22 protein-coding genes and 1 pseudogene are annotated in these 18,212 nt (G+C 36.9%); 3 read left to right on the top strand and 20 right to left on the bottom strand.

What is annotated here, in order from left to right; all coding sequences use genetic code 11:
• Window positions 1-69 precede the first annotated feature (69 nt).
• Entirely contained in the window at window positions 70-486 is a 417-nt protein-coding gene (locus tag M3610_RS10370) for a hypothetical protein (RefSeq protein ID WP_251458931.1), read from the bottom strand.
• Window positions 487-1,030: 544 nt separating this feature from the next.
• Window positions 1,031-1,150: pseudogene (locus M3610_RS10365) on the bottom strand (radical SAM protein); the annotation flags it as partial.
• 166 nt (window positions 1,151-1,316) lie between these two features.
• Here M3610_RS10365 and M3610_RS10360 point away from each other — a divergent pair.
• Window positions 1,317-1,919, top strand: coding sequence for a DedA family protein (locus M3610_RS10360; RefSeq protein WP_251458929.1), 603 nt, complete (start codon window positions 1,317-1,319; stop codon window positions 1,917-1,919).
• 224 nt (window positions 1,920-2,143) lie between these two features.
• Here the strand turns inward: M3610_RS10360 and M3610_RS10355 are convergent, their stop codons facing one another.
• The 11 genes from M3610_RS10355 to M3610_RS10305 all read right to left on the bottom strand — a co-directional run bounded on the left by M3610_RS10355 (window position 2,144) and on the right by M3610_RS10305 (window position 10,658).
• Complete coding sequence (locus M3610_RS10355) at window positions 2,144-2,920, bottom strand: sulfite exporter TauE/SafE family protein (protein ID WP_251458927.1); 777 nt, start codon at window positions 2,918-2,920, stop codon at window positions 2,144-2,146.
• Between the two features lie 70 nt (window positions 2,921-2,990).
• A complete protein-coding gene (locus M3610_RS10350; protein ID WP_251458925.1) occupies window positions 2,991-4,118 on the bottom strand; it encodes an MBL fold metallo-hydrolase in 1,128 nt (375 codons plus the stop codon).
• A gap of 87 nt (window positions 4,119-4,205) precedes the next feature.
• Entirely contained in the window at window positions 4,206-4,784 is a 579-nt protein-coding gene (locus tag M3610_RS10345; protein WP_098571240.1) for a sulfurtransferase TusA family protein, read from the bottom strand.
• A 64-nt stretch (window positions 4,785-4,848) separates the two neighbouring features.
• Window positions 4,849-5,328 (bottom strand): DsrE/DsrF/DrsH-like family protein, encoded by a 480-nt coding sequence (locus tag M3610_RS10340; RefSeq protein WP_098571241.1) that lies wholly within the window; start codon window positions 5,326-5,328, stop codon window positions 4,849-4,851.
• Window positions 5,329-5,382: 54 nt separating this feature from the next.
• On the bottom strand, window positions 5,383-5,610 hold the full coding sequence (locus M3610_RS10335; RefSeq protein ID WP_098571242.1) for a sulfurtransferase TusA family protein: 228 nt from the start codon (window positions 5,608-5,610) through the stop codon (window positions 5,383-5,385).
• Window positions 5,611-5,693: 83 nt separating this feature from the next.
• The gene (locus tag M3610_RS10330; protein WP_098571243.1) at window positions 5,694-5,957 is read right to left on the bottom strand and encodes a metal-sensitive transcriptional regulator; all 264 of its coding nucleotides are present in this window, start codon (window positions 5,955-5,957) and stop codon (window positions 5,694-5,696) included.
• 346 nt (window positions 5,958-6,303) lie between these two features.
• Window positions 6,304-7,272, bottom strand: coding sequence for a ring-cleaving dioxygenase (locus M3610_RS10325; protein WP_251458923.1), 969 nt, complete (start codon window positions 7,270-7,272; stop codon window positions 6,304-6,306).
• Window positions 7,273-7,332: 60 nt separating this feature from the next.
• Entirely contained in the window at window positions 7,333-7,731 is a 399-nt protein-coding gene (locus M3610_RS10320) for a DoxX family protein (protein ID WP_251458921.1), read from the bottom strand.
• Between the two features lie 114 nt (window positions 7,732-7,845).
• Entirely contained in the window at window positions 7,846-8,454 is a 609-nt protein-coding gene (locus M3610_RS10315; RefSeq protein WP_098571246.1) for a flavin reductase family protein, read from the bottom strand.
• Window positions 8,455-8,477: 23 nt separating this feature from the next.
• Entirely contained in the window at window positions 8,478-9,416 is a 939-nt protein-coding gene (locus M3610_RS10310; RefSeq protein WP_098571247.1) for a ring-cleaving dioxygenase, read from the bottom strand.
• A gap of 324 nt (window positions 9,417-9,740) precedes the next feature.
• The gene (locus M3610_RS10305; RefSeq protein ID WP_251458918.1) at window positions 9,741-10,658 is read right to left on the bottom strand and encodes a cation diffusion facilitator family transporter; all 918 of its coding nucleotides are present in this window, start codon (window positions 10,656-10,658) and stop codon (window positions 9,741-9,743) included.
• Window positions 10,659-10,896: 238 nt separating this feature from the next.
• Between M3610_RS10305 and M3610_RS10300 the strand changes: the two genes are divergently transcribed.
• Window positions 10,897-11,151, top strand: coding sequence for a DUF2533 family protein (locus tag M3610_RS10300; RefSeq protein ID WP_098571249.1), 255 nt, complete (start codon window positions 10,897-10,899; stop codon window positions 11,149-11,151).
• Window positions 11,152-11,199: 48 nt separating this feature from the next.
• Here M3610_RS10300 and M3610_RS10295 read toward each other — a convergent pair whose 3' ends face one another.
• From M3610_RS10295 to M3610_RS10285, 3 genes are all read right to left on the bottom strand, one after another.
• A complete protein-coding gene (locus M3610_RS10295) occupies window positions 11,200-11,700 on the bottom strand; it encodes an aminodeoxychorismate lyase (protein ID WP_098571250.1) in 501 nt (166 codons plus the stop codon).
• Entirely contained in the window at window positions 11,690-12,073 is a 384-nt protein-coding gene (locus M3610_RS10290) for a hypothetical protein (RefSeq protein ID WP_306460574.1), read from the bottom strand. The genes M3610_RS10295 and M3610_RS10290 overlap by 11 nt, the downstream gene beginning before the upstream one ends.
• Window positions 12,074-12,331: 258 nt before the next feature.
• Window positions 12,332-13,135 carry an RDD family protein gene (locus M3610_RS10285; RefSeq protein WP_251458916.1) on the bottom strand — a complete coding sequence of 268 codons (804 nt, stop codon included), beginning with the start codon at window positions 13,133-13,135 and terminating at the stop codon, window positions 12,332-12,334.
• A 110-nt stretch (window positions 13,136-13,245) separates the two neighbouring features.
• On the opposite strand from M3610_RS10285, the gene M3610_RS10280 reads away from it, so the two are divergent.
• Window positions 13,246-14,220 carry a stage II sporulation protein M gene (locus M3610_RS10280; protein ID WP_251458914.1) on the top strand — a complete coding sequence of 325 codons (975 nt, stop codon included), beginning with the start codon at window positions 13,246-13,248 and terminating at the stop codon, window positions 14,218-14,220.
• Here M3610_RS10280 and M3610_RS10275 read toward each other — a convergent pair.
• Genes M3610_RS10275 through M3610_RS10260 form a run of 4 tightly spaced genes read right to left on the bottom strand, consistent with a single transcriptional unit; the run spans window position 14,198 to window position 18,189 of the window.
• Window positions 14,198-15,556 (bottom strand): DUF58 domain-containing protein, encoded by a 1,359-nt coding sequence (locus M3610_RS10275; RefSeq protein ID WP_251458913.1) that lies wholly within the window; start codon window positions 15,554-15,556, stop codon window positions 14,198-14,200. The two genes, M3610_RS10280 and M3610_RS10275, sit on opposite strands and share 23 nt — an antisense overlap.
• The gene (locus tag M3610_RS10270) at window positions 15,507-16,436 is read right to left on the bottom strand and encodes an AAA family ATPase (protein ID WP_251458911.1); all 930 of its coding nucleotides are present in this window, start codon (window positions 16,434-16,436) and stop codon (window positions 15,507-15,509) included. The genes M3610_RS10275 and M3610_RS10270 overlap by 50 nt, the downstream gene beginning before the upstream one ends.
• Window positions 16,433-17,554 (bottom strand): DUF4350 domain-containing protein, encoded by a 1,122-nt coding sequence (locus M3610_RS10265; protein WP_251459023.1) that lies wholly within the window; start codon window positions 17,552-17,554, stop codon window positions 16,433-16,435. The genes M3610_RS10270 and M3610_RS10265 overlap by 4 nt, the downstream gene beginning before the upstream one ends.
• A complete protein-coding gene (locus M3610_RS10260; protein ID WP_098571255.1) occupies window positions 17,554-18,189 on the bottom strand; it encodes a DUF4129 domain-containing protein in 636 nt (211 codons plus the stop codon). The genes M3610_RS10265 and M3610_RS10260 overlap by 1 nt, the downstream gene beginning before the upstream one ends.
• Between the last annotated feature and the right edge of the window lie 23 nt (window positions 18,190-18,212).

The following is an 18,212-nucleotide window of genomic DNA, read 5'->3' as shown; positions in this document are numbered from 1 at the left end:
CAGGAGGTAAAAAGAATAGCAAAAACAGTTATTTCCCTTATTAAGTCACCAAATGTAAAATGATTAACTTTATAATGACCTTTTTAAAATAAATCTAGGGAGAAATCCATAATCCAATTCTGCTTGAAAATATGCTAATTTTCCAGGTATAAAGGATATAATTGAAGCCGCTTGATACCAAATTAATTGTTCTATTGCCGTTGATGTAGGTAGCTCCTTCCCATCCAAACTATAATTACACGACATTACATAGCAGCTATTACCAGCTCCTTGCTTTTTCATTATTTTTTCTATTTTCTCTGGGTCTGAATTTGGTTTGGGAATTTCAATCATAAATTCTTTGCGGAGAGTATCTAGATATTTGTGATTCAATCTATCTAATGCATTATCTCGTTTTTTTGGGGACGTTAATTCGAATAGCACTCTTTTTTGTATTCTTTTTTCAAAGAAAGATTTAACAATAATTTCTTCTAGCTCTTTGTTCATTTATAAACCCTCTCCTCCCCAATCCCATTTTCTCCTTTAAAAACCTTTCAATTATTGAGTTATTCTCCACATCTTAATGCAAATCCTTCTTGAGCTAACCTGCTTCGTTACTTGAATAAGAAAAAGCGATCCCTCGTAATTGAAGTATCGCACCCGGATAATTTAAATGAAAACCACCTTCACAATAATTAAGCTAACAAAAAGCCACTCCTTAAAGATTGATTAACACTGTCTTTTTCTTAAAGGTAACGAATTTTTTGAGGTAAACAATAAGGGATAGTTTGATTTTAATGGTATTTAAAAAGGGATTTACAAAGTTTAATTCATATACATAGTAGCGTAATCATTCATGGTTTTATAGGTAGCGAAAAGTTGGACTTAACACAAACAAATTTACTGATATATAACTTCAATATTCCCATTGAAACAAAATTAAAATCCAAGCCTCACGGCTTTTTGAGACAAATTCAATCATAAGAAAGAATAAAGGAATGGGTAGCGAATTCGTTTTTTAATAAAAATAGGCAATGAATCTTTATAATTATCTGCAAGCAAACGCACAACCACTATACGGATTCAATGAATGTGTATAGCCAACATCCAAATAACCTTTTGCCTCAGTCAGGATGTTCTTTGCAAGTATTTCTTTAATTTCAATTCCCATATAGAGCACACCTCTTTTTTTAAAGTCTACCGTATAATAAAAGCCATGAGAATAGAACGTATTTTAAAAGGTTATATTTAAAGGATATATTTTTAGTTCTCAATGGATAAGATAGCTGCTGACTATTCTGCAGCTAATTTTAAAATTATTTGTAAGTGGGATGTTTGTGGAGCAACATATGAATTACCTTATCGAACATTTTGGATATTTTGGAATTATAATAGCATTAATTGGAGGAATTGTAGGTCTCCCCATTCCTGATGAAATTCTTTTAACATATGTCGGCTATAATGTGTTTCAAGGAGAATTATCTTACATACTCTCATTATTGAGTGCTTTTGTTGGAGCAGCCGGTGGCATTTCGCTTAGCTACTTTATTGGTTATAAGTTCGGTTTGCCGCTAATAAAAAAGATTGGCCCTAAGGTTCACATTACAGAAGAAAAAATCGATAGAACGAAAAATTTATTTAAAAGAGTGGGACCTCCGCTCATAATAATAGGCTATTTTATTCCTGGTGTTCGACATCTTACTGCATATGTAGCAGCCCTTAACAACTTCCCTTTTAGTAAATTTTCTTTGTATGCTTTTTCTGGGGCAATCCTTTGGAGTTTTACTTTTATCACATTAGGAATAAAACTAGGAGAAAAATGGGGACAAGTTGAACTATATATGTCAAAATACAGTATTTATTTCATCTTGTTCTTTCTCCTACTCTCAGTTAGTGTCTATTTTTTATGGAGACGAAAACAGAAACTTGGAAGAGTGTGAATCTGGAATGCCTGAACCACCTCGAGATATGGCCGAACAAGTAGGGGATTTGTTAGAGAGGGTCTTTTATGTTTACAGCTATAGATTGAAATATAAATAAATATAAAATAAGCACTTTCTTAGTAACAAGATGCCTTCTTAGAAAGTGCTTTAAAAATTACAAATGAAAAATGATCCTATATTTCTAAATGAAAATGATAAATTTTCTGAAATAATACCAAAAACTATAAAATTCCAATCCAAGTCTTCACGGCAGTAACCAAAATTAAACTTCCCAAAATGACTTGCAACACTTTGGTATTCACTCTTTTCCCAGTGTTTGCTCCAATTGGTGAAGCTATTAAACTAGCAGCGACCATGATAAGTGAAGGTAAAATTGGCACTTGTCCTGTTGCGATTTTACCCGAAACAGCCCCAATCGACGAAATAAGTGTAATGGCTAAGGAAGAGGCAATGGTCATCCTTGTTGGAATCTTTAACACAACAAGCATGATAGGTACTAACAGAAAAGCCCCCCCTGCCCCAACAATACCAGCTCCAATCCCAACGATAAAGGCGAATAGTGCAGCATACCACTTATTAAACTTCACTTGTTCCAAAGGAGTATCATCGATTCCTTTTTTCGGTACAAACATCATGATAACGGCAATCAACGCTAAAATACCATACACGATATTAATTCCGCTTTCCGGTATGTGCGTAGAACCGAATCCCCCAATAAAACTTCCGATCAAAATACTTATTCCCATATAGGCAATCAGAGTTTTATTTAAGAATCCTCCTTTACGGTAAGCCATAACACCGCCAATTGTCGCAAAGAAAACTTGGATAGCCGTAATCCCTGAGACTTCATGTGCTGTAAAATGACCTACCCCCAGTAAAACCGGAATGTACAATAACATTGGGAAATTAATAATTGCACCGCCAATACCTAACATCCCTGATATAAATGATCCAACAAATCCAATTAGGAAGATCGAAATGATAAAACTAATATCCATGATGTCCTCCTTTTGTAAAAAAGGGAACCCATACTGGTTCCCCATATTTTTAACTTTTTCAATCTAAAAGTTATCGAACTGCACAGCGGTTTGGACCAATTTCCATTTCTCGTTGTTGATCGAGGTCTGGATTGATTTTCCCCATATTAGTTTGACGAATTTCTTGATACGCGTTTGGCTGCGGGGGCAGGTTTTCCGTTACTATTCTTCTGAATTCATATTCGTCGTCGATATTTAAACCATGATTTTTCGCAAATAGTGTTCCTAATTTTTCTGCCACACTGCCATTTTCATTTAACTCATCAATTATCATAAAATGGGCTGGTAGAACGATAAGTTCTTCTGATAATTCTCTGTAACGGTTATAAAGAGTTTCCCTTAAATCACCAACCCAGTCTTCTGCCATACCCGCTAGGTCCGGTCTTCCGATGGAATCAATAAACAAAATATCACCAGAAAGCAAGAACTTTTCATCAATTACAAAGGAAGTGGAACCAATCGTGTGACCTGGAGAATACAATGCATGAATATTAATAATAGAATTTCCGATAGTTACATCATTACCGTCTTCTAATGGTTGATAATTAAAGGTTACTTCTGTTGCATCCTTTGGTGGAAGCCAGTAGGTTGCCCCTGTTCTTTCAGCAATGGTACGTCCACCAGAAATATGGTCAGCATGAAGGTGTGTATCAAATACATGTGTAATTTTTGCACCGATACTTTCAGCAAAATTAAGATAGCTATCAGTCATTCGTGTTGCATCAATCAGTGCTGCTGTACCGTTTGAAACCACCATGTAGGATAAACAGCCTTTACCGATCCGAACAAACTGATATATTTCGCCTTCATTATTTAGGTCTCCCACTTTAACCGGTTCTAAATATTCACTCCATGCTTTCATTCCCCCCTGAAGGTATGACACGTTTAACCCAGCATCCGATAACATTTCTGCCACCATTACCGACGAGCCTTCCTTCGCACAAACAACCACTACTTCTTTATGAGTAGGAACTTTATCTATAATTTCTTCTACACCATCAAGCAATTCAAAATAGGGAATATTGAAATAATCAAAGTTTTCGCCTTCGATTTTCCAATCGTTAAAATCATTTTCATTCCGAACATCAAGTATAAATAACTCTTCTTTATTAAATACTTTTTTCGTTACTTCTTTTGAAGTCATTACGTTAACCGCCATTCTCTATTTACCCCCTATGGTATTTTATAGTTAAAAAAATAGGCTAATTAAAACATTTGCTTTTGCAAAACTATCTGCAAAATGATTTTATTTAAGGTCAATACCAATTGTTTTACCTTTCCACCCGCTCATACCTGGTACCACATTATTTACATTTGTAAATCCATTTTGTGATAGTTTTTGAGCAGCAAGATCACTTCGATTTCCTGTGCGGCAAACTACAAAAATTTCATCCTGCTTATTAAGTTCATTTATTCTTTCTTCCAATTCACCTAAAGGAATTGAGGTCGCCCTTGGAATATGATTAAAAGCATATTCTGCAGCTTCTCTAACATCGATAATGACGATTTTTTCATTTGCTTCAAGTTTTTTCTCAAGATCTTCATTATTGATAACATTTGGATGTTTCTTTTCAGCGGCATCATCATTAGAAGATTTGCGAAGATAATGTTTCAATACTTCGCCTTCTTCGATCGTTCCCAAATATTGATGACCTGAACTTTCAGCCCATGCTTTCATGTCTGCTTTGGATCCTTTGTCTGTCGCTTGGACTTCTAACACTCGTCCTGCCTCAAGGGTATTCATTGCTTTTTTTGTTTTAACAATTGGCATCGGACATGCTAATCCTTTAGCATCTAAAATTTCGTTTGATTTCAAGTTTTCCAATTTTATTTCCTCCTATATACCTATAAGGGTATTATTTTTCTTAAAAAAATTTATTCAACTCTTTTTAAATAAACAGATTGACATTCCCTTCCTCTGCATCTCCTAAATACGCAGCAACTCCTGCATATTCAATTGATTCTAATAACTCTTCCTGTTTAAGACCTAACAAATCCATTGTCATGGTACATGCTACTAGTTTTACATCTTGTTCCTGTGCCATTTCGATTAATTGTGGCAGTGGCATCGCGTTATGTTTTTTCATAATATCCTTAATCATTTTAGGACCGAAACCGGCAAAATTCATTTTAGAAAGACCCATTTTATCTGCGCCTCTAGGCATCATTTTTCCAAACATTTTCTCCATAAATCCTTTTTTCACCGGAACATGTTCATTTTTACGAAGGGCATTTAATCCCCAAAACGTGTGAAAAATGGTTACTTCATGGTCATAAGCAGCTGCACCATTCGCAATGATATAGGCTGCCATTGCTTTATCGTAATCCCCACTGAATAATACGATTGTTGTTTTTTTCTTTTCTGTCATGTAATAACCTCCTGATGTTTTATACCTAATAGGGTATTATATTAGTCAAAAAAATTATCCTTTTTTAATCCAAAATTTTAAGATATTAGCTTCTTCTTCGTGTTTCAACAATTCATGACCACCTGATTTAGCCCAGGCTGCTAGGTCGTTCTTAGCACCTTTATCTGTTGTATGAATTTCTAAAACTTCACCAGAATCAATTTCATTAATCGCCTTTTTTGTTTTTACAATTGGCATTGGACATGCTAATCCTTTTGCATCTAATACTTTCACAATTTTCATTGTTGAATTCCTCCTTGTGGCAAATTACCTCTACCCCTATGGGTATAATATTATTGAAAATAAAAGAGGGTGTCAACCCTTTTTTATCGACTTTTTACTAGCAAATTAACAGCTTCTTGTACCAATTCTTCCATGCTTTTTTCACCTGGTTCATTTGCTTTTTGAACGCATTCCACTAAATTGGAACTAACTATAACTCCAATAGTACGGTCGATAGCACTTCTTGTTGCAGATAACTGAGTGATAACCTCTTTACAGTCCTTGTTTTCTTCCATCATTTTTAAAATTCCTCGTAGCTGTCCTTCGATACGTTTCACTCTATTTTTCATTTGATCATTGTATTCCATTGTTTTTCCCTCCTTTACAATTAGTTTTTATTTTTAAGCTATTTTCTTCTTTCGAAAGTAAAGGTTATAATTTAACAATTATATCCTTTTATATAAAATAAAAGTTGAACATGTACCTGTTAATATTAAAAATGTCATGCAAACTTTCTTCAATGAAACAATATCATTGACAAGCTCTATAATATACCCCTGCAGGTATGATGTCAATAAATTAATTTAAAAAATTACTTATAGAAGAAAATGACCGCAATTAATATGGCGGTCATTGAAGGATATAATGAGTCAAATGAGTCAATAGAAAATGTCCTATTGACTCATATTTTTATTATTGACTCTTTTTTAAGATTTAATTTATGTTCAATGGTGGTAATTTTTCTTCGATTTCTTTCCGATTTGGTTCCAAAAATGGTGGAAGTGATAGTTTTTCACCCATTGTTTCCATGGGCTCATCCGTAGCAAATCCTGGTGTATCCGTTGATAATTCAAATAAGATACCATTTGGTTCCCTGAAATATAAGGCCTTGAAGTAATACCGTTCCACTTTCCCTGAAGTCGGTAACCTGTATTCTTTTAATCGAGCTGCCCATTGATCATATTCTTCCTCATTCGGAATACGGAAGGCAACATGGTGAACTCCTCCTCGACCTAAGCGGACTCTTGGCAAATCGGTTCTTGTTTCAATGTGAACCTCCGCTCCGCTGCCGCCTTCTGCAGTTGCATAAATCAATATATCTGGATAATTCCCTTCAAGTGATGGATAAGAACCGGCAAAGCGAAAACCCATAACTTCTGTTAAAACACCGATCGTTGGTTCTGCGATTGCCACGGTAAGGGTTACAGGTCCTAAACCTATAATGGCATGTTCCAGTGGTATGTCATCCCTTTGCCAAGGAATCCCAGCTCTCACACCATTTTCACCGTTATCGGCTACTAGAATTAAGCGAGTCCCCTCGAAATCTCTGAAAGCTAAAGTATCACGATTTGCCCTTTTTTGAATATCATCATGTTCAACCTCAAATTGTTTAAATCGTTCTTTCCAAAATAACAATGAATCCGAATTTCTAACCCTTAGTGATACTGTAGAAATATCTGAAGTTCCCCTGTATGTTTGGCCGAGATGAGGAATATCAAAGAACGTAACCTCTGTTCCTGGGGTTCCTTCCGCGTCAGCATAGAAAAGATGATAGGATTCTGTATTATCTTGGTTAACAGTTTTCTTTACCAATCTCATTCCTAGAATTTTTGTATAAAAATCATAATTTTTTTCCGCTTTTCCAGTTAATATTGATACATGATGTAGTCCTAAGAGTTCCATCTCCTATTCACTCCTTCGAAAGTTAAGTTCGTAAAATCATTTCATAAAAGACCAGATATTTTAGAATAAAAATGCATCTAAAGCATATTGACCGGGACCGATCAGAGCTACACCGATAGCAACTGCAAGTAGAGTTAGGTTATATTCATATCCATTAGCTGTGGCCCATAATCCGTTTGGCGCATGCACTTTAACAATAGCCATTACCATAGTTCCAGCAATTATTATTCCTGCAAGTGGTGTTAATAGTCCTAATGCAAACAAAAGTCCCCCAATAAGTTCTGCCAATCCAGCGAAAAGAGCCATTGTTACCCCAGGTTTCATGCCAATAGATTCAAACCAGCCACCGGTTCCTTTCAATCCATATCCACCGAACCAACCAAATAATTTCTGAGCACCGTGACCCACAAATAGTAATCCAATGACTAAACGAATGACTAATAAACCAATATTTATCATCTTTAAATCCTCCTAATTTTTTATCTCGATTTCGAGATAATAGTATAAAAAAAATGAATGTGCGAAACAAGTATGATGAGCTGCCTCAGCAGCTCGTTATTAACTTCTAAGGGTTCATTTAGGTCTGTCTATTTCAAAAATCTCACCGATTCTCGCATAATTATTACCAGCCAATCTGCTTACAGCTGCTAATCCCCTTGGATCTATCCTTCCATTTTCATAAATATCATTGTCTACATGAAATTGAACAATTTTTCCTATAATAAAATCACACCCAGGTGTATCCGATCCACCTAATTCTAAAGAATGCTCCAATGTGCATTCCATTCGAATTTTGGCTTCCTTAACACCTGGTACTGAAATTATTAGACTTTCAATAGGAGTTAAGTTTGCTAATTCTATCTCACTCTGGTCAGGAGGCAGGTTTGATGCTGTCTTGTTCACTTTTTCAACATTGCCTTCATCAACAATATGAATGACAAATTCTTTAGATTCGATGATATTTCTCGCTGTATCCTTTTGCCTCCCCGCTGAGCGCTGAATAGATAAAGAGATCATCGGAGGATTGGATGAAACGATATTAAAATAACTAAATGGCGCACCATTTAAAACACCGTCTTTTGAAATCGTTGTGACGAAAGCAATTGGCCTAGGAATAATACTTCCTATTAAAAATTTATAATTTTCTCTTTCAGACATGGAAACTGGATCAATCGAAAGCAAGGATATCATTTCCTTTCACAAAATTAGTCTAATATTCTTACATCAAATGGAAGTAAACCCTGTTCTATTTGTGCTCTATTTGCTTCATACTGATCAGGTAACATCAACTTTTTACCCATTGTCTCCTGTGATTCATCATGTGCGAATCCTGGAGGATCAGTAGCAATTTCAAATAAAATTTCCCCGTGTTCCCTGAAGTAAATAGCATTGAAATAATTTCTGTCCTTTACAGGAGTGACACCATACCCATTTGCTGAAACATATTTTTTCCAATCCATTTGATCTTCGTCATCAATGGCCCGCCATGCGATGTGGTGTACTGTACCTACTCCCATTTGTCCGCGCCCAATCGGAGTTAATTTAAGGTCAATAACGTTTCCAATATCAGCAGTGGAACGATATCGAGCGAAATCTCCTTCCTTACCCACTAATTCAAGTCCCATTACTTTCTCTAACAAATCAGCGGTCTTGTCAGGTTGGGTTGATAATAGGGTAGCACCACCAAACCCTTTAATGGCAACCTCAGGTGTGACTTCTCCAAAGGTCCATGAATTAACTTCTCCTTCTTCTCTTTCAACAATTTCCAAGTGAAGCCCATGTGGATCATCAAACACCAAATATTGCTCTCCGAAGCGGTCCATTTTAGTAAAAGGAATATTGAACTTTTCTAGTCTTTGTTCCCAAAATCCCATCGCACCTTTTGGTACAACATAGGATGTGACTCCTACTTGACCGTCACCGATGATGCCTTGACGAGCTCCTGCCCATGGAAAGAAGGTAATAATTGTTCCTGGCTTCCCGCCTTCATTCCCGAAATAAAGATGATACGTACCTGGATCATCAAAATTGACCGTTTGCTTAACTAAACGTAAACCCAATACTCCTGCATAGAAATCTACATTCTCTTGCGGATGACCGACAATTGCAGTGATATGGTGAATCCCCATTGTTTTTTTGTTCATTTTTCAACTCTCCTTTTTCATATTAAATAAAGGTTCTTGCTATCTTATTTTGTTCTTCCTTAAGATTTTAAAGTCTCAGAAAATCTATGTTAATTTAAGAATCTCTTTTTAGTGATATTCATTAATTCCTCCTAATAGCATTTTATCTCGAATTCGAGATATTATTTTAAAAAAATTTAAACCTGTTTCGAAATTGAATATCCTTAATCTGAGATAATCATAATACTTCTAAAAACTTTTGTCAATAACCTTTTCAATTTTTATGTTAGTCCATTAAAAAGGCCGCTTTTTAGCAGCCTTTTTAACTACTTTGCTCTAACTTCATCAAGAATCTTTCCCTACAAAATGATTACAACGATTATGTTCATATTGGTCCAAATCAGCATTAACACTTTCCACTTGAATGGTCGCATGTTCCAAATCAAAAGTATCGTGTAATTCTCTTAATGCATTCTTTAAAATCGAGTCATGATTAGGATATGAAATCACCAAGTGACAGCTAATCGATGGAAAATTTGATGTGATACTCCACACATGAAAATCATGCATACTTACCACACCTGGAATTTGAAGTAATGTTTCTCGCACCTTTTCAACATCTAAGTTCGCTGGTCTGCCTTCCATCAGCATGTGAACGGCATCGTTGGAAATTCCAATCCCACTCTTTAAAATTAATAGGGAAACAATTAAACTTGTAATCGGATCGGCAATGGTCCAACCAAAATACATAATCAGTAAGGAAGCAATTATAGCACTAACAGAACCCAGTAAATCACCAATTACATGTAAAAAAGCAGCTCTCATATTAATGTTATCACTAGTTTCTGATTGATGCATAATCCAAGCGACAATTATATTCACGAACGCGCCTATACTAGATATCAAAAGCATACCCGGACCTAAAATTACTTGAGGTTCAGTAAAACGGTGAAATGATTCCCACATAATTAAAATAGAAATAACAATTAATAGAACCCCATTAAATAAAGCTGATAAAATTTCCAAGCGCTGATAACCAAAGGTTTTACTCTCGCTTACCGCCCGTCTTCCTAAAATAAGAGCTAGTAATCCCACTCCCAAGGAAATGGAATCACTTAACATATGTCCAGCATCTGAAAGAAGAGCTAGACTATTTGTCAACTTCCCTCCAATGTACTCTAAAACCATAAAAACGGTAATAATGAGAAACGCGACCATCAAAGCTTTTTTATTTTGATTGTGATGAGTGTGATTGTGCCCCATAGTACCTCCTTTGCCATTAAAAAATTTCATTTTAAAGTTTTTTGGGGGAATAAATTTTTTCTAGTCTATTATTCAATCTAATAAGAAAATATATTCGACTGAATCTAGTATTATTCTTATTTATCTTAAATGCGTACATGACAACTTCATAAGTAGCACTATTTACTATAATTATATATGCGTCTCTTCCTCAATTAATTGTGGTATGATTGTATAAATATATTTTAGGAGTGATATCATGAGTGTACATAAAGATCTAATTAAACATGCGGCAAATCAGCATGAAACCTATCAACAATTCTTAGCGCTCGATCAACAACGTGAGCAGTATATCGAAGAAGCGATTGCCTTATGTAAACAGGGTCTACCCTTTTCAACTGATAAAATAAACGCCTTAACAAATAGTATAAATAAAATCAACCTGCGCTTTATCCCAACACGAGAATTCGTTACGGGCGAAATGGTTCAAGAATTTGTAAATAAAAGTAACTGATAAAACAAAGACGGACAGTATTTAATTATACTGTCCGTCTTTGTTTTATTACTTTTTAAAAATAGTAGCGATAATTTGATCATAGGTCATTTCTGTATCAACCACGAATGTACCAGGGCGTAAGTTTTTTTCGACACCCTTCTTCTCGACATCTTTTGAGAATTTAAAGGCATCAGGTACAATTTTCGCTTTTACAAGCATTTTGCCGACATCGATGCTCGTCATCCCTTGTGTAACGGAAATAACTGATCTGTAAGCAATCTTTTGAGTTCCATTAGTAGCCGTGGATGCGGTGGAAGCTGAAGCTGCTTTTTTTGCTGCCTCAAGCGTCTTATCATATTCTGCCTTTGGTTGAACAACATATCCAGCAGCTAGAAGTTTGTCCTTCATCTCGGTTTCAGTTGGTTGAGCAACTGTTTTCTGCTCGGTTTTAGCTGGTTTGGCAGTTGCTTTTGTGACAACAGGATCTTCAGAAAAGTAAACAGCACCACATATGGTCGTAGCTAGAAGAATTCCGGCCGCAAAGCTGCTCACTACATTAAATTTCATGGGCTAATTTGCTCCTTTCATCCTTAGCAGCTAGATACGGTGCAAGAAATTGTTGAATTTCACTCTCTGAAACTTGTTTTTTCTGTGCAATAGTCTCAATTGAATATTTACGTTTATATAAATCTAGTACTTCGCGTTTGAAAATAACTTCCTCAGGAGTCAGCTGAATGCCTGCTTCCTTGGTGACCACTTCAATATCTAGTTCTAGACTTCGAATTTGCTCCTGTACGTTATTGATATCTTTCATTACCGCAACATGAACCAAATCAATTTCTTTTTGTTTTTGTTTCTCTACTTTACGATTCGATGCCATTGAAACGATGAGCAAAACAGCAGATATCGCAATCAATAGAATTATTGTCCATTCCATCATATTAATTTCCTCCTTATTAACACACAGCAATCCACAATTACCTATTATACATCGTAAAAATAAATTTTTCGACTAAAACCGACTAAATAAGACCCAAGTCGGATAGATTTTACAAATCGAACCTCTAATTCTATTTAATTACTAATAAGTACTTGGTGTTAATTTACATTAAAAAAAGCAATGCTGATACAAATGCATTGCTTTCTCCTCTTTAATATTTTTAGCTCGAAAAGAACTTAAATAATGGATTATTCATTCTCACAATTCAAACTCCCACTCATCAAGAAGTACTAAATAAAGCACAAGAAGGTTGTTTTCTAACTCAGCGGTGGTTTTCCCTGAGGCGTCCATTCCGATTTTCGGAAATAATATCATAGCGATTTGTTCCGTTAGTTGATTTCTTTCGTCTAATGGGATATGCAGAAACCGATTTGCATAGGTTTTGATAAGTTTCCAATCTCTCATACCTAATGATTTCAGCGTCCATTCATCAAGAATAAGATCATCCTTTGAAAGTCCTCTGCTGTCGAGTTCATTTTCTATAGGGGAGAGTTTCTTTTTCCGCTTTGCCTTGCGCTCATGGACAACAATCGTTCCAGCCACAAGATCTCCAAGCCGTTTATGTTTGGAATGAAAAAAAATCATGATAATTCCTAGAAAATATGCTGTTGGCAATGAATCAATGATCCGAATCAAATTTCGAATAAAGCTGGACAGCAAGGTGATGCTATGACCATTCTCTTGAATGACCCGGATCCCCATTAGCTTTTTCCCAAGTGTTCTTCCGCCTGAGAAAAACTCATACGCAAAAAAGTAACCCCCATTAACGATAAACAGTGCAATAATTGTTATCGCAATAGGCAGTGAATTCCCGATGAAAATAAATTCCATTTTAGACATGCCATCTAAAACGAAAAAAAGGACAATCAAAGTCAAAATATTAAACGCCATTAAAAGCAGCTGGTCGATTATAAAGGCAGCCGATCTGCTGCCTAAACCAGCAATCTGAAACTGAATGGAAACAAATTCAGGTGTTTTTATATCTAAATGATCTTCATTCATAAGTTTCCTCCATCACAAGATGATAATTCCTATTTCTATTTTTCTACAATATTACTATAATAAGGAGAATAAAGACTTATTTTCCCAGCCCCCAAAAAGTAGGTGTCAGTATGAATGTAAAACAGTTTGTCAAAATGCATCGAGAAGAATGGAAACAGCTAGAACAGTTAGTTGCAACCATGAGTAAGCGCAGACCTGCTATTACAGGAGATCATATAACGCAATTCCATCGACTCTATCAAAAAGCAGCCCAGAATCTCTCTTACAGTCAAACCTATTTTCCTCATGATGAAGTCACCAATTATTTGAACGGCCTTGTGGCGAAATCACATAATCTTTTGTACAAAGACCAAGTCTCTAGCTTTAAACAAATTCGTTATTTTTTCAGCCAAAAATTTATTGGTTTATTGCTTGAACAATGGAAGTTTGTCATAGCTGCAATGATCTTATTTCTCATTGGCGGTTTTGGAAGCTTCTTATCCGTTCTGAATGATCCATTGCATATCTATTCGATTCTCCCTGCGGAAATTGCCAAGGGTGTGGACCCGGAACAACTCGGGAAGGGTCATGAAGCGGTAGACTCCTCCCTCATGTCGGCGAGCATCATGACAAATAATATTAAAGTCGCCATCTTTGCTTTTGCGGGGGGCATCACCTTTGGGCTCGTAACGGTTTATTTAATGGTCTACAATGGCATCATTATTGGTGCGCTTGCTGCCCTGTTTTGGCATCACGGAAAATCGTATGATTTTTGGGCATACATCGTTCCCCATGGAATGATCGAACTCACAGCCATTTTTATTGCTGGCGGCGCTGGGCTATTAATGGGCTATAAGCTGTTTGTGCCTGGACAATATTCTCGAAGTTTCCAATTAAAACAGCATGCAAAAAGATCCGTTCAACTATTACTCGGTACAATTCCTTTGTTTATCATAGCGGGTATTATTGAAGGCTTCATTACCCCGGCTGCGATTTCATTAGAAGCAAAGTACATTGTAGCTTTCTTAACCGTGATTGGACTGATCCTTTATGTAGCGATTGGCAAGATCAAACGAAAGAAAGCTATAATAGATTCTGATTCATAATATCAATATATTGAGAAACGGCAGTAATCGCTAATTGCTCCTCACGGGCCTCGATCATAACGAGGCCTTGCTTTTCCCATTTTTTCTTTTCCCTTTTCTTAAACAAAATTTGCTGCTGCGCCATACTTTTTCGCATCACTGCTTGGACCGTACTCGGCTCCTCATTCACTCTTTTTAAAAGTGTCTGATCTTCAATTCCAATCATTAAAAATAAATGCCGCTGCCGAAGTCGTTTTAAAAGGATTAAACTACTTTCCTCGTGAAGGAAGGTCCGTACATCACTAAATAATAACAGCAGACTTCGTTTCTTTTGCACCGTTTCTAAGTACTGCAACACCGCTGCATAATTTGTTTCAGCGGCATCTATGTCTACTGAATAGATTGCTTGGAGAATGGTCTGCAGGTGCGCCATTCCTTTGGCAGGCGGTACAAAGACTTTTATATCCCTTGAAAAGGCAAGGACCGACACATAATCCCCCTTTTGGAGGGCAGCAGCTGTTACCGTCAAGGCGGCTTCTAACGCTTTTTCTAATCGATTTCCCTGTAACAATTCTGCCCCCATCATTCTCCCACAATCAATTAGAATGGTAATATATTTTCCATGCTCTGGTTCATACTCATTCGTCATCACTTCTAGGAGTTTAGCGGTTTGTCGCCAGTTGATTTTCCGTGGATCATCTCCCACTACATAACTTCTAATCTTGGAAAAATCACCAACCCCGCTTCGCTGCCTCCGGATCTTTACCCCTTCGTACACCAAATATTTCTGGGCATTTTCTAAATACTGTTTCGTTTCAGTTAAATCTGGAATAACTTTTATTTCATCCCGCAATTCAACAGTCACCTGCTTTTCCCACAAACCAAGCAAACTGGAATAGCGAAAATAAATCTTTTTAACTTCGTACATGCCTCTGGTCATCGCACTAGTTTCATAAGAAATGCTCACAATTGCTTCCTTAGGGATCGACCCGGCGATTGGAAATGGCCTTACAAAAGACTGTGGCAAGTCATCCACAAGTCGGTATGAGAAAGGATAGCTTGAAGCATTCTGAACCTCGATCGTTACCGGATAAGTTTGTCCTCTTTCAAATTCCCCAGTAACGATCCGTTGAAAGGAAAGGTGTTTTTTAGAAGGTGATAAAAACAAATCAAACAAACTGGCCATAAATAATATAAGATTGGCGGCAATGACCAGGCTCCTTGATATTCCCCAAATAGTACTAATTCCTAAAGCAATGGATAGAAAGAGGAAAACCAATACTATTCTTTTAGTCGGTATAACTCCTCTATCTTGGAACAGGAACCGAGCCCACCAGCTCTTCAATAATTTGGTCAACGGTTGCTCCCTCCAATTCTACATGCGGCGATAACTGAATGCGATGTCGTAAGGCTGGCTTTGCGACCATTTTGATATCGTCGGGTGTGACGTAATCCCTGCCTGAAAGGTAGGCCCAAGCTTGCGCTCCCTTGCCAATCGAAATTCCAGCTCTCGTACTAGCCCCAAATCGGATGGATTCTGATTCACGTGTTTTCCTGACAATCTTCATGATATAATCTAATACACTTTCGCTCACTGTAACTTTTTCAATGTCTCTTCTAATTTCTATAAACGTGTCCATTTCTAAGATCGATGACACAAGCTTTTTGTCAAAGCTGTTTTCAATCATGTGTTTTAGGATATTTTTCTCTTCTTCGAAGCTTGGAAATTCAATCCTAAGCTTGAAGAGGAAACGATCCTGCTGTGCTTCTGGAAGTGGGTACGTCCCTTCAAATTCAATGGGGTTTTGGGTGGCAACCACAAAAAACATCTCCGGTAATGGATATGTTTCACCTTGAATTGTTACCTGTTTCTCTTCCATGGCTTCGAGAAGGGCAGCCTGTGTCTTTGCAGGGGTCCGGTTAATTTCATCGGCTAACAGGATATTTGTAAAAATCGGCCCCTTTAGCGTTTGGAAGGTGCTTTCCTTCAAATTGTAAATTGTACTCCCAGTGATATCACTTGGTAATAAGTCTGGGGTAAACTGGATACGGTTAAAGCTCCCCCCTAATAGATTGGCAAGTGTACGCACCATTTGTGTTTTTCCAGTGCCAGGCACCCCTTCTAATAGGACATGGCCATCAGCTAAAATAGCTGATAGTAATAATTTAAGATTTAGACTTTGTCCAAAAATCCGCTCTTCATATTTATTTAAAAAAGATGTTAATTCTGTCTTCATTCTTCAACCTCTTTCCTTAATTGCTCGAGCCTTTTCGACCATAATAAGAATTCCTGTTTTGTGATTGTTTCTTTTTCAAGAATGTGAACCAAACCTGTTAAAAAGGAGTTGATTTCATTAGCAGACATTCGAGTCCGCTTCTTCTCCATATAACTCGATAAATCCAACCATTCTCTATGATACGGAATCTGCCAACGTTCCTGGAGAAGAAGTTTGACATATTCTGATTGGATGATGATCGAGTCATGGTATCGTCTACCCCGGAGGTACCAAGCAGTCAATGCCTTCAACCCTTCATCACTAAAGCGAACCGATTCTTCCCTTGGGACGAAAATAGGTCCGAATCGCTTTCCTTTCAGCCAAAGCCATAACGTCATTAAAAGAATCATCTGGATAACAAGAACCAAAAACCACATCGGGTATACATTCCAAACTGTAGGTGCATTCTCACCGCTATGAATGTATTCGTCAAACAGAATGGTGTTTGATTTTCCTTCATTTAATAGATACAGGAGCAAGGGTAAATGATCCCTCTTTATTAGATTTCCATTCGTCATCCACTCTGGGGTAATACTAACAATTAATTGTCCTTTTCCAAAAGATCGTTGAACTGAAATCGGACCGGTCTGGTCAGAAAGCAACACCCGATCTCCTTTTTTCGTCTGCAAACGGATAGTTGAATGAATTTGAGCACGATAGGATGTTTGATCTTGCGTAAAAACCTTCTGCGACTCACTTGAATTTGTTCCACTCGTTTTAATATCAAACATCCCTTGTGGATTGGTTTGCAACAATAAAATGGTATTGCCGGCTTTCATATAATTAATGTAAGCCTTCATCTCTTCCGTTTCAAAGCTAATAGCTGGCTCGACCATAATTAGCAATTGGTGGTCTGGTTTGGTAGACAGTAAATCTGGAGAATGTCTCCATTCCTTTCCTTCAATTTCCTTCTTAACATATGTATAAAATGCTTTCACTCCACCAGGAGCAGGTGACTCAGACACGTAATTGGGATAATACTTCGGCTTCGGTGTCGAACTTAAATAACTAAAGAGCAAAAATAAACCAAGCAGGATGACCAAGCCAATCCAGGTACGCATGTTGGAAAGAGATTTCATCAACTATTCTCCTCCCTCAAATCGCCAAGTACCTTCCATACCTTCTGATGAAACTGTATATATTCCGATTTACTCACGGTACGTTCCCCGTAGGTCACACCTTCAAAAAGTTGTGCAAATTGAAAGAATTGTTCTGCCATCGACTGATCTACTTTCCTTAGTTCATCATAATAGTCCCAATTTGTTTTCCAAATTCTAGCCTCAAGCAATCCTTTTTCATGAAAAGAAAGAAGCAATGCTAAAAATAAATGGCGCGTGGAAAGTGTATATTCTTCCAAACTCTCATTCATATCTGCTTCAGCAAGATGTCTTTGCGAGGTCCAATTCAATTCTTTCCTCGATTGAAGCGGTTTTTGAATGCGGAGGATTCGATTGCGTCGCATATTCCGAATCACAAAAAAAGCAGCAAAAACAAGTAAGAAAACAATTAGTACTATGATCGCAATAAGAATGGTGCCTGACACCCTGCTCGCGGAATCGATGGCTGGAAATAATTTTTCCAGTTGGGTGGCTATCCATTCTTTTGCTTTATCCCACCATGTGGCAATTAATCCTTTTGATTCGTAATAAACTTGATATTCTTTTCCTTTTAATATTTCTTCAAGGTCACCACGTGCCTTGTCTGCATTGAACATTTTCATCACCTAACATAATAGGT

It is taken from the genome of Neobacillus sp. MER 74 (assembly GCF_023714155.1).
The sequence above is the reverse complement of the archived record's forward strand: the minus strand, read 5'-3'. Positions and strand labels throughout refer to the sequence as shown.

Bases quoted from the DNA above. Each gene is read 5' to 3' on its own strand.
- M3610_RS10280 (WP_251458914.1), top strand. From the start codon at position 13,246: ATGAATGTAAAACAGTTTGTCAAAATGCATCGAGAAGAATGGAAACAG.
- M3610_RS10340 (WP_098571241.1), bottom strand. From the start codon at position 5,328: ATGACAGAAAAGAAAAAAACAACAATCGTATTATTCAGTGGGGATTAC.
- M3610_RS10370 (WP_251458931.1), bottom strand. From the start codon at position 486: ATGAACAAAGAGCTAGAAGAAATTATTGTTAAATCTTTCTTTGAAAAA.
- M3610_RS10330 (WP_098571243.1), bottom strand. From the start codon at position 5,957: ATGGAATACAATGATCAAATGAAAAATAGAGTGAAACGTATCGAAGGA.
- M3610_RS10285 (WP_251458916.1), bottom strand. From the start codon at position 13,135: ATGAATGAAGATCATTTAGATATAAAAACACCTGAATTTGTTTCCATT.
- M3610_RS10310 (WP_098571247.1), bottom strand. From the start codon at position 9,416: ATGAACAAAAAAACAATGGGGATTCACCATATCACTGCAATTGTCGGT.
- M3610_RS10305 (WP_251458918.1), bottom strand. From the start codon at position 10,658: ATGGGGCACAATCACACTCATCACAATCAAAATAAAAAAGCTTTGATG.
- M3610_RS10270 (WP_251458911.1), bottom strand. From the start codon at position 16,436: ATGAAGACAGAATTAACATCTTTTTTAAATAAATATGAAGAGCGGATT.
- M3610_RS10325 (WP_251458923.1), bottom strand. From the start codon at position 7,272: ATGGAACTCTTAGGACTACATCATGTATCAATATTAACTGGAAAAGCG.
- M3610_RS10265 (WP_251459023.1), bottom strand. From the start codon at position 17,554: ATGAAATCTCTTTCCAACATGCGTACCTGGATTGGCTTGGTCATCCTG.
- M3610_RS10295 (WP_098571250.1), bottom strand. From the start codon at position 11,700: ATGAAATTTAATGTAGTGAGCAGCTTTGCGGCCGGAATTCTTCTAGCT.
- M3610_RS10260 (WP_098571255.1), bottom strand. From the start codon at position 18,189: ATGTTCAATGCAGACAAGGCACGTGGTGACCTTGAAGAAATATTAAAA.
- M3610_RS10320 (WP_251458921.1), bottom strand. From the start codon at position 7,731: ATGATAAATATTGGTTTATTAGTCATTCGTTTAGTCATTGGATTACTA.
- M3610_RS10290 (WP_306460574.1), bottom strand. From the start codon at position 12,073: ATGATGGAATGGACAATAATTCTATTGATTGCGATATCTGCTGTTTTG.
- M3610_RS10355 (WP_251458927.1), bottom strand. From the start codon at position 2,920: ATGGATATTAGTTTTATCATTTCGATCTTCCTAATTGGATTTGTTGGA.
- M3610_RS10350 (WP_251458925.1), bottom strand. From the start codon at position 4,118: ATGGCGGTTAACGTAATGACTTCAAAAGAAGTAACGAAAAAAGTATTT.
- M3610_RS10300 (WP_098571249.1), top strand. From the start codon at position 10,897: ATGAGTGTACATAAAGATCTAATTAAACATGCGGCAAATCAGCATGAA.
- M3610_RS10335 (WP_098571242.1), bottom strand. From the start codon at position 5,610: ATGAAAATTGTGAAAGTATTAGATGCAAAAGGATTAGCATGTCCAATG.